The sequence below is a fragment of the Pantoea eucrina genome (assembly GCF_001691555.1).
Lineage (GTDB): Bacteria > Pseudomonadota > Gammaproteobacteria > Enterobacterales > Enterobacteriaceae > Pantoea > Pantoea borealis.
Map to the genome: position 1 here is coordinate 2,422,310 of NZ_MAYN01000008.1, position 15,469 is coordinate 2,437,778.

15 protein-coding genes and 1 pseudogene are annotated in these 15,469 nt (G+C 56.5%); 9 read left to right on the forward strand and 7 right to left on the reverse strand.

Annotated features, from left to right (window positions below; translation table 11 throughout):
• Nucleotides 1-8 precede the first annotated feature (8 nt).
• The 7 genes from argF to BBA90_RS17540 all read left to right on the forward strand — a co-directional run bounded on the left by argF (nucleotide 9) and on the right by BBA90_RS17540 (nucleotide 6,518).
• Entirely contained in the window at nucleotides 9-1,016 is a 1,008-nt protein-coding gene (argF, locus tag BBA90_RS17510; RefSeq protein WP_065650255.1) for an ornithine carbamoyltransferase, read from the forward strand.
• A 229-nt stretch (nucleotides 1,017-1,245) separates the two neighbouring features.
• The gene (gene pyrB, locus BBA90_RS17515; RefSeq protein ID WP_065650256.1) at nucleotides 1,246-2,181 is read left to right on the forward strand and encodes an aspartate carbamoyltransferase; all 936 of its coding nucleotides are present in this window, start codon (nucleotides 1,246-1,248) and stop codon (nucleotides 2,179-2,181) included.
• A 13-nt stretch (nucleotides 2,182-2,194) separates the two neighbouring features.
• Nucleotides 2,195-2,659 (forward strand): aspartate carbamoyltransferase regulatory subunit, encoded by a 465-nt coding sequence (pyrI, locus tag BBA90_RS17520; RefSeq protein ID WP_065650257.1) that lies wholly within the window; start codon nucleotides 2,195-2,197, stop codon nucleotides 2,657-2,659.
• Nucleotides 2,660-2,739: 80 nt separating this feature from the next.
• On the forward strand, nucleotides 2,740-3,126 hold the full coding sequence (gene ridA, locus BBA90_RS17525; protein WP_065650258.1) for a 2-iminobutanoate/2-iminopropanoate deaminase: 387 nt from the start codon (nucleotides 2,740-2,742) through the stop codon (nucleotides 3,124-3,126).
• Nucleotides 3,127-3,267: 141 nt separating this feature from the next.
• Nucleotides 3,268-5,406, forward strand: coding sequence for an anaerobic ribonucleoside-triphosphate reductase (nrdD, locus tag BBA90_RS17530; RefSeq protein ID WP_065650259.1), 2,139 nt, complete (start codon nucleotides 3,268-3,270; stop codon nucleotides 5,404-5,406).
• Nucleotides 5,403-5,930: an anaerobic ribonucleoside-triphosphate reductase-activating protein gene (nrdG, locus tag BBA90_RS17535; RefSeq protein WP_084798771.1), complete on the forward strand. Its 528-nt coding sequence runs from the start codon at nucleotides 5,403-5,405 to the stop codon at nucleotides 5,928-5,930. Before nrdD ends, nrdG begins: the two co-directional genes overlap by 4 nt.
• A 66-nt stretch (nucleotides 5,931-5,996) precedes the next feature.
• The gene (locus BBA90_RS17540; RefSeq protein ID WP_065650260.1) at nucleotides 5,997-6,518 is read left to right on the forward strand and encodes a type 1 glutamine amidotransferase domain-containing protein; all 522 of its coding nucleotides are present in this window, start codon (nucleotides 5,997-5,999) and stop codon (nucleotides 6,516-6,518) included.
• 520 nt (nucleotides 6,519-7,038) lie between these two features.
• Here BBA90_RS17540 and BBA90_RS17545 read toward each other — a convergent pair.
• Nucleotides 7,039-7,458, reverse strand: a complete 420-nt coding sequence (locus BBA90_RS17545; protein ID WP_065650261.1) for a YhbP family protein — start codon at nucleotides 7,456-7,458, stop codon at nucleotides 7,039-7,041.
• 74 nt (nucleotides 7,459-7,532) lie between these two features.
• Here BBA90_RS17545 and BBA90_RS17550 point away from each other — a divergent pair, with 74 nt between their 5' ends.
• Nucleotides 7,533-7,820, forward strand: coding sequence for a GIY-YIG nuclease family protein (locus BBA90_RS17550; protein WP_065650262.1), 288 nt, complete (start codon nucleotides 7,533-7,535; stop codon nucleotides 7,818-7,820).
• On the opposite strand, the gene BBA90_RS17555 is transcribed toward BBA90_RS17550, so the two are convergent.
• Nucleotides 7,804-8,310: a GNAT family N-acetyltransferase gene (locus tag BBA90_RS17555; RefSeq protein ID WP_065650263.1), complete on the reverse strand. Its 507-nt coding sequence runs from the start codon at nucleotides 8,308-8,310 to the stop codon at nucleotides 7,804-7,806. The genes BBA90_RS17550 and BBA90_RS17555 overlap by 17 nt on opposite strands.
• A gap of 59 nt (nucleotides 8,311-8,369) precedes the next feature.
• Nucleotides 8,370-8,589: pseudogene (locus BBA90_RS19700) on the reverse strand (ubiquinone anaerobic biosynthesis accessory factor UbiT); the annotation flags it as partial.
• A gap of 328 nt (nucleotides 8,590-8,917) precedes the next feature.
• Between BBA90_RS19700 and BBA90_RS17560 the strand changes: the two are divergent.
• Nucleotides 8,918-9,928 carry a luciferase-like monooxygenase gene (locus BBA90_RS17560; protein ID WP_065650264.1) on the forward strand — a complete coding sequence of 337 codons (1,011 nt, stop codon included), beginning with the start codon at nucleotides 8,918-8,920 and terminating at the stop codon, nucleotides 9,926-9,928.
• A gap of 69 nt (nucleotides 9,929-9,997) precedes the next feature.
• Here the strand turns inward: BBA90_RS17560 and BBA90_RS17565 are convergent, their stop codons facing one another.
• The 4 genes from BBA90_RS17565 to pnp form a co-directional block, all read right to left on the reverse strand.
• A complete protein-coding gene (locus BBA90_RS17565; RefSeq protein WP_065650265.1) occupies nucleotides 9,998-11,899 on the reverse strand; it encodes a DEAD/DEAH family ATP-dependent RNA helicase in 1,902 nt (633 codons plus the stop codon).
• Between the two features lie 16 nt (nucleotides 11,900-11,915).
• On the reverse strand, nucleotides 11,916-11,972 hold the full coding sequence (gene yrbN, locus BBA90_RS19705; protein WP_100229640.1) for a protein YrbN: 57 nt from the start codon (nucleotides 11,970-11,972) through the stop codon (nucleotides 11,916-11,918).
• 105 nt (nucleotides 11,973-12,077) lie between these two features.
• Nucleotides 12,078-12,962 (reverse strand): lipoprotein NlpI, encoded by an 885-nt coding sequence (nlpI, locus tag BBA90_RS17570; RefSeq protein WP_065650266.1) that lies wholly within the window; start codon nucleotides 12,960-12,962, stop codon nucleotides 12,078-12,080.
• A gap of 185 nt (nucleotides 12,963-13,147) precedes the next feature.
• Nucleotides 13,148-15,280 (reverse strand): polyribonucleotide nucleotidyltransferase, encoded by a 2,133-nt coding sequence (pnp, locus tag BBA90_RS17575; RefSeq protein ID WP_065650267.1) that lies wholly within the window; start codon nucleotides 15,278-15,280, stop codon nucleotides 13,148-13,150.
• Nucleotides 15,281-15,469: the final 189 nt, after the last annotated feature.

Consider the following 15,469-nt stretch of genomic DNA (forward strand, 5'->3'; position numbering starts at 1 on the left):
AGCAAAGCATGAGCCAGTTATATTTGAAACATTTCCTTCGGTTACTGGATTTTACCCCGGCAGAGATCGCCAGCCTGCTGTCGCTGGCCGCTGAATTGAAACAGGCTAAAAAAAGCGGCAGTGAACCCCGCTACCTTACCGGCAAAAATATCGCGCTCATCTTCGAAAAAGACTCGACCCGTACCCGATGCTCTTTCGAAGTTGCCGCTTACGATCAGGGTGCGAATGTGACATACCTCGGGCCAGGCGGCAGTCAGATTGGTCATAAAGAGTCCATGAAAGATACCGCCCGGGTGCTGGGACGCTTCTACGATGGCATTCAGTATCGCGGCTATGGTCAGACCCTGGTGGAAACACTGGCTGAACATGCCGGCGTACCAGTCTGGAACGGCCTGACCGATGAGTTTCACCCTACGCAGCTGCTGGCCGATCTGCTCACGATGCAGGAGCAGCTGCCGGGTAAAGCGCTGAGCGACATGACGCTGGTGTATGTGGGCGACGCACGCAACAACATGGGCAACAGCATGCTGGAGGCCGCCGCGCTGACGGGGCTGGATTTGCGTCTGGTCGCCCCTGAAGCATGCTGGCCGGAGACGGAGCTGGTAGAGACCTGCCGGGCAGCGGCGGCGCAGACCGGCGGAAAAATTACGCTGACGGAGAATATTGCCGAAGGCGTACAGGGTGCAGACTTTATCTATACTGACGTCTGGGTCTCAATGGGCGAGGCGAAATCGGTATGGGAAGAGCGTATTGCTCTGCTGCGCCCCTATCAGGTTAACCGCGCGATGCTGGCGCTGACCGGTAATCCGCAGGTGAAGTTTCTGCACTGTCTGCCCGCTTTTCATGATGATAAAACCACCCTGGGCCAGCAGCTGGCCGCACAGTACGGGCTGGAAGAAGGAATGGAAGTCAGCGACGAAGTATTTGAGTCGGCGCACAGCGTCGTGTTCGACCAGGCGGAAAACCGCATGCATACCATTAAAGCGGTGATGGTGGCCACGCTGACCCAGCGCTGATTAACGCCAGGCAAACGTTTACTTAGCGCTTGCTGCCCGCCTGTGAATGCGTATAATGCGCCACAATTTGCCGGAGGAAACATGCCACAGCGCCAGCCACATTTTGCTGCTCCCGTCCGCCTGAACGCAGGCGGCACCGCTGTTTCTTTCCGCTATTCACCGATCGTTATAAAGCCCCTGTAAAGGGGCTTTTTTTTGTCCGCTATCCGGCAGCACTGAGGAGAAAGCTATGGCTAACCCGCTATATCGCAAACACATCATTTCCATCAACGACCTCAATCGCGATGAACTGGAGCTGGTGCTGCACACCGCTGCCCGGCTTAAGGCGCAGCCGCAGCCTGAGCTGCTGAAGCATAATGTGATTGCCAGCTGTTTTTTCGAAGCCTCTACCCGGACCCGCCTCTCGTTTGAGACGGCGATGCATCGCCTGGGGGCATCGGTGGTCGGGTTCGCCGACGGCGGTAACACCTCGCTGGGCAAGAAAGGCGAAACGCTGGCCGACACCATTTCCGTCATCGGCACCTACGTTGACGCTATCGTGATGCGCCATCCGCAGGAGGGTGCGGCGCGTCTGGCCACGGAATTTTCCGGCGGCGTACCGATCCTCAACGCCGGCGATGGTGCGAATCAGCATCCGACGCAAACCCTGCTCGATCTCTTTACCATCCGTGAAACGCAGGGGCGGCTTGATAACCTCAGCGTCGCGATGGTCGGCGATCTGAAATATGGTCGCACCGTGCACTCGCTCACGCAGGCACTGGCGAAGTTCACCGGCAACCGTTTCTATTTCATCGCCCCGTCTGCGCTCGCCATGCCCGCTTATATCACCGATATGCTGGATGAACAGAACATTGTCTGGACGCGGCACGACAGCATTGAAGAGGTGCTGCCTGAGCTGGATATTCTTTATATGACGCGGGTTCAGAAAGAGCGTCTCGATCCGTCAGAGTATGCCAACGTAAAGGCGCAGTTCATTCTGCGCGCCGCCGATCTGCATGGCGCGCGCGCCAATTTGAAAGTGCTGCACCCGCTGCCGCGTGTGGATGAGATCGCCACCGATGTCGACAGCACGCCCCACGCCTGGTATTTCCAGCAGGCGGGTAACGGCATTTTTGCCCGCCAGGCCCTTCTGGCGCTGGTACTGAATAGCGAACTGGCAGAATAAGGAGCAATCGATCATGACTCAGGATAATAAACTGCAGGTAGAGGCCATTAAACGCGGCACGGTCATCGACCATATTCCGGCACAGACGGGGTTTACGCTGCTGTCGCTGTTCCGCCTGACAGAAACCGATCAGCGCATTACCATCGGCCTTAACCTGCCTTCCGGCGAGATGGGACGTAAGGATCTGATCAAAATTGAGAACACCTTTCTCACAGAAGATCAGATCAACCAGCTGGCGTTCTATGCGCCGCACGCCACGGTGAACCGCATCGATGAATATGAAGTGGTCGCCAAGATTACGCCAGCGCTGCCGGCGCGCATTGAGCAGGTGCTGACCTGCCCGAACAGCAACTGCATCAGCCGCAGCGAGCCGGTTTTCTCCAGCTTTGCCGTAAAACAGCGTGATGACGATATCCACCTGCAGTGCAAATATTGCGAGAAGTCGTTTGCCCGCCATGTGGTACTGGGTCACTGGTAATCATCTGACTGCTCCCTATAATGGGAATCCTGGCTTACGCGGCAGGCGTCCCGCCGGTCGCGCACTTCTGAGGAGAAACGATGTCTCGCGAAATCAGTACGGAACAGGCACCCGCCGCTATCGGTCCCTATGTGCAGGGCGTGGATCTCGGCAGCATGATTATCACCTCCGGACAGATCCCGGTTGATCCGGCAACCGGTGCGGTCGCGGAGGACGTGGCGGCACAGGCGCGCCAGTCGCTGGAGAACGTAAAAGCGATTGTTGAAGCCGCAGGCCTGCAGGTCGGCGACATTGTCAAAACCACGGTCTTTGTCAAAGATCTCAACGATTTTGCCACGGTTAACGCCACTTACGAGGCGTTCTTTACTGAACATCAGGCCAGCTTCCCGGCGCGCTCCTGCGTGGAAGTCGCCCGCCTGCCTAAAGATGTCAAAATTGAGATTGAAGCGATCGCCGTACGTCGCTGATCCCCTGTCCCTCTGCCTGTCGGGAGAGGGACTCGCCACTTCCTTGCGGCATATCAAGCCATACGCGATTAATCCCCGCTCAGACACAACATATAGCCATTACACTACCTGGAATATCTATATATAGTCCAGGGAGCGTGTATGCCGGTAACAGTAATAAAGCGCGACGGCTGCAAAGTAGCGTTTGACACACAGCGGATTGAACAGGCCATCGCGGCGGCGGCAGAGGCCGTGGCGCAGTACGATCCCGCCTGGTGCCGGGCACTGGCTGAAGAGATCGGTCAGCGGCTGGCCACCCATGCAGAAGTTGATATTCATGAGATCCAGCAGGCGGCGGAAGACGCGCTGATGCATGCCGGCAAGCCGGCGGTGGCGCGCGCGTGGATTGAGTATCGTCACGACCGCGATCGGGCGCGCGAGCAGCGCAGCAGGCTGCATCATGCGATCAGGGGGTTAGTGGAGCAGACCGACACGGCGCTGCTGCATGAGAACGCCAATAAAGACAGTAATGTGATCCCGACACAGCGCGACCTGCTGGCGGGCATCGTGGCAAAACATTATGCGCAGCAGCATCTGCTGCCGCGTGCGGTCACAGAGGCGCATGAGCGTGGCGAGATCCACTATCACGATCTCGATTACGCCCCTTTCTTTCCGATGTTCAATTGTATGCTGGTCGACCTGCGCGGCATGCTGACGCAGGGCTTTAAAATGGGCAATGCGGAGATTGAGCCGCCCAAATCGATTGCCACCGCGACCGCTGTCACCGCGCAGATCATCGCGCAGGTCGCCAGTCATATTTATGGCGGCACAACCCTAAACCGTATTGATGAAGTGCTGGCGCCGTTTGTGGAATTAAGCATGGCGAAGCATCGCCGGATTGCCGCGGCGTGGCAGATCGAAAGCGCTGAAGCGTATGCCCGTGAACGCACTGAAAAAGAGTGCTTTGACGCGTTTCAGTCGCTGGAATATGAAGTCAATACGCTGCACACCGCCAATGGACAGACCCCCTTTGTGACGTTTGGCTTCGGGCTTGGCACCTGTGAAGCCGCGCGCATGATCCAGCGGGCGATTCTGCATAACCGGATCGCCGGACTGGGTAAAAATCATAAAACGGCGGTATTTCCCAAGCTGGTATTTGCCATCCGCGACGGCATAAACCGGCGACCAGGCGACATGAATTACGATATCAAACAGCTGGCGCTGCGCTGCGCTGCTAAACGTATGTACCCCGACATCCTCAATTATGACCAGGTTGTGGCGGTGACCGGCTCATTTAAAACGCCAATGGGCTGCCGCAGCTTCCTTGACTGCTACGAGGAGCAGGGAGAGCCGGTACATGACGGGCGCTGCAACCTTGGCGTGGTGACGATCAACCTGCCACGCATTGCGCTGGAGGCGCAGGGAGATGACGATCGCTTCTGGCAGCTGCTTGACCAGCGGCTGGCGCTGACGAAGCAGGCGCTGATGACGCGTATCGCGCGTCTTGAACGGACCAAAGCGCGCGTAGCGCCCATTCTCTATATGGAAGGTGCCTGCGGCATACGGCTGCAGGCGGATGAAGAGATTGGTGCCCTGTTCCGCAACGGGCGGGCGTCGGTTTCGCTTGGCTTTATTGGCCTGCATGAGACGCTGAATGCGCTGAGCGGAAACAGGCAACACCCTTACGATTCACCCGAACTGCGGGCAAAAGGGCTGGCCATTGTTTCCCGCCTGCACGCGGCGGCCAGCGCGTGGAAAGCGGAGAGCGGCTACGGCTTTAGCCTCTACAGTACGCCGAGTGAGAACCTGTGCGATCGCTTCTGTCGCCTCGATGCAGCGGAATTTGGTGTGGTTCCGGGCGTGACCGATAAAGGCTACTACACCAACAGTTTCCACCTTGATGTAGAGAAGAAGGTAAATCCGTACGACAAAATCGATTTTGAAGCGCCCTATCCGGCGATCAGCAGCGGCGGCTTTATCTGTTACGGCGAATATCCCAGCCTGCAGCATAACCTGAAAGCGCTGGAAGATGTCTGGGATTACAGCTACCACCGGGTGCCCTACTACGGCACCAATACGCCGATTGATGAATGCTACGCCTGCGGCTTCAGCGGTGAGTTCAGCTGCACCAGCAAAGGCTTTACCTGTCCCGCCTGCGGCAATCGCGATCCCGCCCGGGTTTCCGTCACGCGCCGCGTCTGCGGCTATCTTGGCAGCCCGGATGCCCGCCCCTTCAATGCCGGTAAACAGCAGGAGGTGCAGCGACGCGTGAAGCACATGAGCGGCGGGCTGCCAAAATGATGCGTATTCATGGCTATTATGACATCGACGTGGTGAACGGGCCGGGTACGCGCTGCACGCTGTTTGTCGCGGGCTGCAAGCATCAGTGCCGGGGCTGTTATAACCCGCGCACCTGGCGTACCGACACGGGCACACCGTTTACGCTGCAGATGGAAGAACAGCTGATTGCCGATCTCAACGATACGCGCGTGCCGCGTCAGGGCCTGTCGCTCAGCGGGGGCGATCCGCTGCATCCGCACAATGTGCCGCATATTCGCCGGCTGGTGCGCCGCGTACGCCGCGACTGTCCCGGTAAAGATATCTGGCTCTGGACCGGCTATGAGCTGGCTGAACTTTCTGCCGCCCAGCGGGTAATACTCGACGCTATTGATGTACTGGTTGATGGCCGGTTTGTTGAGGCTGAAAAGGATGCAAAGCTGCAGTGGCGGGGCAGCCGGAACCAGACAATCTGGTGGTTGCGTCTGCTGCCGCTGACGCCGCCTGCAGAAGACATTACGCCGTCCGGCTTGCGTTTCAGTCATTAGCGTCCAGACTTGTCAGGTCACTCATGCAACGAACCCTGCGTTCGCGAACCACATGGAGAAGAGAAGATGGGCAAGAAAATAGCGGTTCTAATCACCGATGATTTTGAGGATTCTGAATTTACCTCACCAGCGGATGCTTACACCCAGGCGGGCCATGACGTGGTCACCATTGAGATGCAGGCAGGAAAAACGGTTAAAGGTAAACAGGGCAAAGCGGAAGTGAAGATCGATAAAGATATCGATCACGTCAGTGCAGCGGAGTTTGATGCACTGCTGCTGCCGGGCGGTCATTCCCCTGACGCACTGCGCGGTGACGATCGTTTTGTGCAGTTCACCAAAGAGTTTGTTGCCAGCGGCAAACCGATTTTCGCCATTTGCCACGGGCCGCAGCTGCTGATCAGCGCCAACGGCGTGCGCGGCCGCAAGATGACCTGTGTGAAAGCGATTGCGATCGATCTGCGTAACGCCGGTGCCGATTTTTACGACAAAGAAGTGGTCGTGGATGATGACAAGCTGGTCACCAGCCGCACCCCGGAAGATCTGCCGGCATTTAACCGTGAATCGCTGCGCATCCTGAACGCCTCGTAATACCCCGGACGATCGTTGTGGCCAGGGCGGCATGAATGCCGCCCTTACAATTGCACGATCTGTAGGGGGCGCATTCATGCGCCCCTGGTTTCTGCGATATACCTGAGCCAGGGCGGCATGAATGCCGCCCTTACAATTGCACGATACTTAGGGGGCGCATTCATGCGCCCCTGGTTTCTGCGATATACCTGACCCAGGGCGGCATGAATGCTGCCCTTACGATTGCACGATCTGTAGGGGGCGCATTCATGCGCCCCTGGTTTCTGCGATTTACCTGAGCCAGGGCGGCATGAATGCCGCCCTTACGATTGCACGACCTGTAGGGGGCGCATTCATGCGCCCCTGGTTTCTGCGATATACCTGAGCCAGGGCGGCATGAATGCCGCCCTTACGATTGCACGATCTGTAGGGGGCGCATTCATGCGCCCCTGGTTTCTGCGATATACCTGAGCCAGGGCGGCATGAATGCCGCCCTTACGATTGCACGATCTGTAGGGGGCGCATTCATGCGCCCCTGTCATTATGCGGTACGCTGCCAGCTGATTTTCTTCCCAAAACCCAGCGTGTTATCCGTCATCTTCAGCTCATCTATCGTGAGCTGCCAGAGCGGAGCAATCCTTTTTTTAGCTACCGGAAAACGGCGCTGATAGGCGCTTAATGCCTGCGCGTCCTCGCTGAGTTGCACCCGTCCACGATATTGCACACCTTTAAGCAGCTGAACACTTTTTGGCTGGCCATTGATGGTGCCTGCGACCTGCGGGTTATGCAGCATCATTGCACCATGCCGCGTGGCGGTGTCGCTCATCAGCCAGAATGCCATCTGTGCTTCATCAAACAGATAGTAGCAATTAGCGCACCACAGCTCTTCCGGTGCGCTGGCACAGATCGAAAGCACATGCTGTTTCTTCAGATAACGCAGTAAATGAGACAGATCGGACAAAGGTCGCTCCCTGCACATAGCCGTGAACGCGGCGGCGCGTTACACTGCCGGTGCTTTGTTTTGAGGTCTGAGAAATGGAACAGAACTGGCAGCTTTATATGCTGCAAACCGCTGCCGGGATGATCTATACCGGGATTACTACCGATGTGGCGCGCCGGCTGCAGCAGCATCAGCAGGGACGCGGCGCCCGCTCGCTGCGCGGCAAGGGACCACTGACGCTGATGTTTCACTGCCCCGCCGGTGACCGCGCTGCGGCCTCACGCCTGGAGTATCAGGTCAAGCAACTCGCCCGTACCCATAAACTGCTGCTGATCGCGCAGCAGCCGGCGTGTCTGACGACCTGGTTTACTCAGCGTGGTTGAACGGCGCAGCAAATACGACTAACCCTTCCGCGCCGCTGAACGCATCGTCAGCCAGCTTATAAACCTGAAATGCGCTTTCGCTGTCGGGCCAGCGGCAGTGCAGCCCATGGCGCGCCGCCGGCTCGAAACCCAGCGGCTGGTAAAAAGCGGGATCGCCCAGCACCACGACCGCGCTGTAGCTGAATTCGTTCAGGGAATCGAGCCCCTCATAAACCAGCTGCTTTGCAAGACCCTGCCCGCGCAACGAGCTGTCAACAGCCAGCGGGGCCAGCGCCACCCAGTTACGATCTTCACCCTGCAGCGTCACCGGACTGAAAGCAGCGTAGCCCAGCACCTGACCTTCATCGTCGGTCGCCACCACGCCCAGCGTGAGCAATCCATCTTCGCGCAGCTGCTGTACCCGTTCAGCCTCAGCTGTCGTCGCAAAACTGCGTTTTAGCAGGCTATCGATGCCGGCAGCATCAACGCCAATCTCAGTACGAATTAACATGGCATCCCCGTGCGTGACGCATAAGCCTGCGCCTCCTGTTTCCTTTCTGCTTTAGCCAGAGCAGCTACCAGCAGCAAGTCATTGGCTTCGCCGCGAAACCCGGCATCTGCTTCGGCATCGCGTGAAACGGTCAGACGCCGCCTGCAGCGTAGCGATGCGGCAAAACTGACTCGCAGCAATCCGATCGCCCAGGCCGCGCCCTTGCAGAAAGTCTAACTCACCTTTGACGAAAACATGACGAAATTGCGCGTTTAAGAGTTGTTGCAAAAGACTTTTTTCCGTCCGGTTTCCGGTTACGCCCGCAATAAACGCGTAATCAGAAGACTTTTTCCGCCAACAGGCAGTGTACAGACGCGAACAGTGTAGCGCAGCGCATTCTGTAAAATGTGATCAATTATGCCACGTCAGTCGCACGGGGTTCTGTGCTGAGATCAACAAGGTGGTCACTGCGCGTCAGGAAAAGCGGGAGACCCCGCGGGAAATGGTTAATAAAGGCACAATCCGGCTATATCCCTGCCCGTAATAGCAGTTTTAATATGGGTAATGTTGCGTAATACTTATGGCAGCAGGCTGCTCAACGCCTGCGCCATCATTTGCTGGAGTACTCATGTCTGAGAAAAAACCTGTTCGCCTGTCCGTGCTGGATCTGGCTCCTATTCCGCAAGGCGCGTCTGCGCGCGACGCCTTTCACAACTCACTGGCGCTGGCGCGCCAGGCGGAAGCGCTGGGTTTCCACCGCTACTGGCTCGCTGAGCATCACAACATGACCGGCATTGCCAGCGCAGCAACTTCGGTACTGATTGGTTATCTCGCAGCAAACACCGAAACTCTGCGGCTTGGCTCCGGCGGGATTATGCTGCCCAATCATGCGCCGCTGGTGATCGCCGAACAGTTTGGTACCCTGGAGTCGCTCTACCCTGGCCGTATCGATCTCGGGCTGGGCCGTGCACCGGGTTCCGATCAGCGCACGATGATGGCGCTGCGCCGTCATCTCTCCAGCGCTCAGGCTGACAGCTTCCCGGAAGATGTCGCTGAACTGCTGCGCTGGTTTGACGCTGAAGAGGGCGAACATCATCCGGTACAGCCTGTGCCGGGACTCGGCCTGAAAATTCCGGTATGGCTGCTCGGTTCAAGCCTCTATAGCGCCCAGCTGGCGGCGAAGCTCGGGCTGCCGTTTGCCTTTGCCTCGCATTTTGCTCCGGATCTTCTGCTGCAGGCGCTGCACCTGTATCGGGAAAAATTCCAGCCTTCAGCGCGGCTGGCAAAGCCATACGCTATGGTGTGTGTGAATATAGTCGCGGCGGATAGCGAACGCGACGCGCGCTTCCTGTTTACCTCTATGCAGCAGCAGTTTATCAACCTGCGCCGCGGTAAACCGGGCCCGCTGCCTGCGCCGGTGGAAAATATGGACAACCTCTGGTCACCGTCAGAGCAGTATGGGGTGCAGCAGGCGCTGAGCATGTCGATAGTGGGCGACAGCGAAAAGGTGCGTCACGGTCTGGCTGCGCTGCAGCGTGAAACGCAGGCGGATGAGATCATGGTTAACGGTCAGATCTTTGATTCCAGCGCGCGGCTGCGCTCCTTTGCACTGGCAATGGAAGCCGCCAGCACGCTGTAACGGCTGAGCCAAAAAGATAAAAAAAGGGACGCCATATGGCGTCCCTTTTTACTGCTTAACGTTTAGCGATTATGCATCACGACGACGTGAGGTGCCTTCGTCGCGACGTGGGCCACGGCCCGCTTCACGGCTAAAGCGTCCGCCTTCGCGGCCACCTTCACGACGCTCTGAGAAGCGACGCGGTGCGCCTTCACCACGTGGTGCACTGTCGCCACGCGGTGCGCTGCTGCGACGCTCGCCACCGAAGTCACGACCGCCACTGCGGCGCTCAGTACGTTCGTGCGGCTGCGCATCACCCAGCAGCTGCATATTCATCGGCTTGTTCAGAATACGCGTGCGGGTAAAGTGCTGCAGAACCTCACCCGGCATGCCTTTTGGCAGCTCGATGGTAGAGTGCGTGCCAAACAGCTTGATGTTACCAATGTAGCGGCTGCTGATATCACCTTCGTTAGCGATAGCACCCACAATGTGGCGAACTTCAACGCCGTCATCGCGGCCCACTTCAATGCGGTAAAGCTGCATTTCGCCAACGTCACGACGCTCACGACGCGGACGATCGCCATCACGGCTCTCACCACGGCTGTCACGGTCACGACGCGGACGATCAGCGCGGTCATCACGATCGCGGAACTCACGACGCTGCGGACGCGGCGCGTCAGCCGGTACGATCAGCGGACGTTCACCCTGAGCCATTTTCAGCAGGGCTGCTGCCAGCGTTTCGATATCCAGCTCTTCTTCCGGCTGCATTTTGCTCAGCAGTGCACGATACTGATCCAGATCGCTGCTTTCCAGCTGCTGCTGAACTTTAGCGGCGAACTTAGCCAGACGACGTTCACCCAGCAGCTCTGCGTTTGGCAGTTCTACTTCCGGAATAGTCAGCTTCATGGTGCGTTCAATGTTGCGCAGCAGACGACGCTCGCGGTTCTCAACGAACAGCAGCGCACGGCCAGCACGACCCGCACGACCGGTACGGCCAATACGGTGAACATATGATTCCGCATCCATCGGGATATCGTAGTTTACGACCAGGCTGATACGCTCTACGTCCAGGCCACGGGCCGCAACGTCGGTAGCAATCAGGATATCGAGACGGCCATCTTTCAGGCGCTCCAGCGTCTGCTCACGCAGTGCCTGGTTCATGTCGCCGTTCAGCGCGGCGCTGTTGTAGCCACTGCGCTCTAAGGCTTCAGCCACTTCCAGCGTTGCGTTTTTAGTCCGCACGAAAATGATCGCTGCATCAAAATCTTCTGCTTCCAGGAAACGCACCAGCGCTTCAGTTTTACGGCCGTAAGCGGTCCAGTAAGACTGTGAAATATCCGGGCGCGTGGTTACGCTTGACTGGATACGCACTTCCTGCGGATCTTTCATGAAGCGTTTGGTAATACGACGAATCGCTTCTGGCATAGTTGCAGAGAACAGTGCGGTCTGATGACCTTCCGGGATCTGCGCCATGATGGTTTCAACGTCTTCGATGAAGCCCATACGCAGCATTTCATCAGCTTCGTCCAGTACCAGACCACGCAGGTTAGAGAGGTCCAGAGTGCCACGTTTCAGGTGGTCCAGCAGGCGACCCGGGGTACCCACAACAATCTGTGGTCCCTGACGCAGGGCGCGCAGCTGTACGTCATAACGCTGGCCGCCATACAGGGCCACGACGTTGACGTTACGCATGTGTTTAGAGAATTCTGTCATTGCTTCAGCCACCTGCACCGCCAGTTCGCGGGTCGGTGCCAGCACCAGGATCTGTGGTGCGCGGACAGAAGGATCAACGTTGTTTAACAGCGGCAGTGAGAACGCCGCGGTTTTACCACTACCGGTCTGCGCCATACCCAGAACATCGCGGCCCGCCAGCAGGTGAGGAATACACTCAGCCTGGATTGGGGAAGGCTTAACGTAGCCCATACCGTTCAGAGATTCGAGGATGTCGGCGTTCAGGCCCAGATCAGCAAAAGTGGTTTGAATATCAGTCATGTAGTACACGTGCCTCTTAGATTGCGGCGGCCAGTCTACATAACTCGTCGTGAAAATTTTCAGTCATTTTCATCAAAAAGTGTGAACCGGCTCAAATTAGAAGTTTTGACGAACAGAAAAGCCCTCACCTCTTAAGGTGATGACTTTACAGGTACAACAGGCAATAAAAGTTCGTCAGCTATTGCTGGTCAGATTCTGATAAATCGTCTTGTGTCTGGCCGAGTTGCGCCAGTTCCAACAATGCGTATCGGTGTTCAACAAAGTTGTTAACGTTGTTAGACACCGCCAGTTTGAACAACGCTTTCGCGTCGTCCTTCTCCCCCAGACTTAGGTAGTACTTACCTAAATAGAAGTTGGTTTCACTGAGATGTTCAGCGAGCGAGGTGTTATCCGTTGCGTCCGCCTTGAGACGTTCCATCAATGTTTTTTCACTGATGTCGCCCAGGTAGAACTCGACAATATTCCATCCCCATTGGTCCTTAGCCGCTTTGTCATAACGCTGTTTCAGCGCTACTTTAGCCTGGTCTTTATCCATCTCGCGTTCAGTGAGATAGAGCCAGAGGCTGCGGAACGGATCGTTAGGATCGTCTTGATAAAACGCCAGCAGATCATCTTGCGCTAACCTGTATCGACCACCGTAGTAGAGAGCGATACCGCGGTTCAAATGCGCATAATTGTAAGTTGGATCAAGCTCAAGTACAGAATCAAACGCTTCGTAGGCGGCATCAAAGTTGCCAGCCTGCGTTAAGTATATACCAAGATAGTTAAACACTTCTGGCATATCTGGTCTTATAGACAGCGCTTGCGAGAAATCGTTCCGCGCCAGTGCCCTCAGACCCAAACTATCATACAACACTCCGCGCTCATATAACAGCTGTGCGCGTTCATCGTCGGTCAGGGCCCGACTGGCAAGAATTTGTTCCATTCGCGCCAGAATGACCTCTTGCTGCAGTGTGGGCTGCAAAGGTACTGCCAGAACTTCGTTCTTACGCCAATTGGAGTTGCTGCATCCTGCCAGCGAAATAGCTGTCGCAACAATACACCAGCGCAAAAAAGGCTTCATTTCCCACTCCCGATACAAACATTGGGATAACCATCCTGTCATCCGCCTGCTATGCACAAGGGTTCCCGCCCTCGCGATGATACCCCGGCGGTGTCAACTTATCGGCACAGCCGCCGAAATCTGACGCTACCAGGGTATACAAACACCCCTTCCCGCCAGGCAGGAAGGGGCTAATCAGGACACGCTTATTCGGCGTCAGAAGCGTCCACAGCAGCAGCGGCGTCTGCCGGCTTCTGCTCAGTGGCTTCTTTGATGCTCAGACGTACACGGCCCTGACGATCAACTTCCATCACTTTAACCGGTACTTCCTGACCCATCTGCAGATAGTCAGTCACTTTCTCTACGCGCTTGTCGGCGATCTGAGAAATATGAACCAGACCTTCTTTACCGCCACCGATAGCCACAAACGCACCGAAATCAACGATACGGGTCACTTTACCGGAGTAGATGCGGCCTACTTCGATTTCAGCGGTGATCTCTTCGATACGACGAATCGCTTCTTTCGCTTTCTGACCGTCGGTCGCAGCGATTTTTACGGTACCGTCATCTTCGATTTCGATGGTAGTGCCGGTCTCTTCGGTCAGCGCACGGATCACCGAGCCGCCTTTACCAATCACATCTTTGATCTTGTCAGAGCTGATTTTGATGGTGTAAATACGCGGTGCGAATTCAGAGATTTCCTGACGCGGCGTGCTGATAGCCTGTTCCATAACGCTCAGGATATGCAGACGCGCACCTTTAGCCTGGTTCAGCGCAACCTGCATGATTTCGCGGGTAATGCCTTCAATTTTGATGTCCATCTGCAGCGCAGTAATACCATCACGGCTACCGGCTACTTTGAAGTCCATATCGCCGAGGTGATCTTCATCGCCCAGGATGTCAGACAGCACGACAAACTTCTCATCTTCTTTCACCAGACCCATAGCAATACCGGCAACGGCTGCTTTGATCGGGACACCTGCATCCATCAGGGCCAAGGAAGCACCGCACACGGAAGCCATAGAAGAAGAACCGTTTGACTCAGTGATTTCTGATACAACACGTACGGTGTACGGGAACTCTTCCTGCTTAGGCATCACTGCCAGCACGCCGCGCTTCGCCAGACGACCGTGACCAATTTCACGACGCTTCGGTGAGCCAACCATGCCGGTTTCGCCCACGGAGTATGGAGGGAAGTTGTAGTGGAACAGGAAGCTGTCGGTACGCTCGCCCATCAGCTCATCCAGGTTCTGCGCATCACGTGCGGTACCCAGTGTGGCAGCAACCAGCGCCTGCGTTTCACCACGGGTGAACAGTGCAGAGCCGTGCGTGCGCGGCAGTACGCCGGTACGGACGTCCAGACCACGGATCATATCTTTCTCGCGACCATCGATACGCGGTTCACCGCTCAGAATGCGGGTACGAACCACGTTCTTTTCCAGGCTATGCACGATATCGCCGATTTCTGCATCATCCAGCGCAGCATCTTCAGCCAGCAGCGCAGCAACCGTTTCATCTTTGATCACGCCAACCTGCGCGTAACGCTCCTGCTTGTCGGTGATGCGGTAAGCATCAGCGATGCGCGCTTCAGCCAGTGCCGCAACGCGTGCAATCAGCGCATCGTTAGTGGCTTCTGGTTTCCAGTCCCAGCGCGGTTTGCCCGCTTCGGCAACCAGTGCGTTGATGTTTTCGATAACAACCTGCTGCTGGTCGTGGCCAAATACCACAGCGCCCAGCATCTGCTCTTCAGTCAGAATATCGGCTTCAGATTCAACCATCAGTACCGCATTCTGGGTACCGGCAACCACCAGGTCCAGACGTGACTGTTTGATCTCATCTGCGGTCGGGTTCAGGACATACTGGTCGTTGATGTAACCAACGCGAGCAGAACCGATTGGGCCGTTGAACGGAATACCTGACAGTGACAGCGCAGCGGAAGCGCCAATCATTGCAACGATGTCCGGGTTAACCTGAGGGTTAACAGAAACCACAGTCGCGATAACCTGCACTTCGTTAACGAAGCCTTCCGGGAACAGCGGACGCACCGGGCGGTCAATCAGACGCGCAATCAGAGTTTCGCCTTCGCTTGGACGGCCTTCACGGCGGAAGAAGCTGCCCGGGATACGACCAGCAGCGTAGGTACGCTCCTGATAGTTAACGGTCAGCGGGAAAAAGTCCTGGCCTGGCTTCGCTTTCTTCTGGCCAACCACGGTAACAAATACCGCGGTGTCGTCCATGCTTACCATCACTGCTGCGGTAGCCTGACGTGCCATCATGCCGGTTTCCAGCGTGACAGTATGCTGACCATATTGGAATTTGCGTACGATCGGATTCAGCAAAATTAACATCCTTAAATTCAGGGCAGAGCCATTGCGGCCCGCCAGTAGTAACCGATCTTTGTCGCATCCTCGCGACTAATGACAACCCTCAACCGCCCCTGCGGCAAAGCCTCTCATTAGCCGCGCGAACCTCTGCAAACAAAGATCACACTCAGCAACAATACATGACTTTGGTCTGGATTGCTGCGG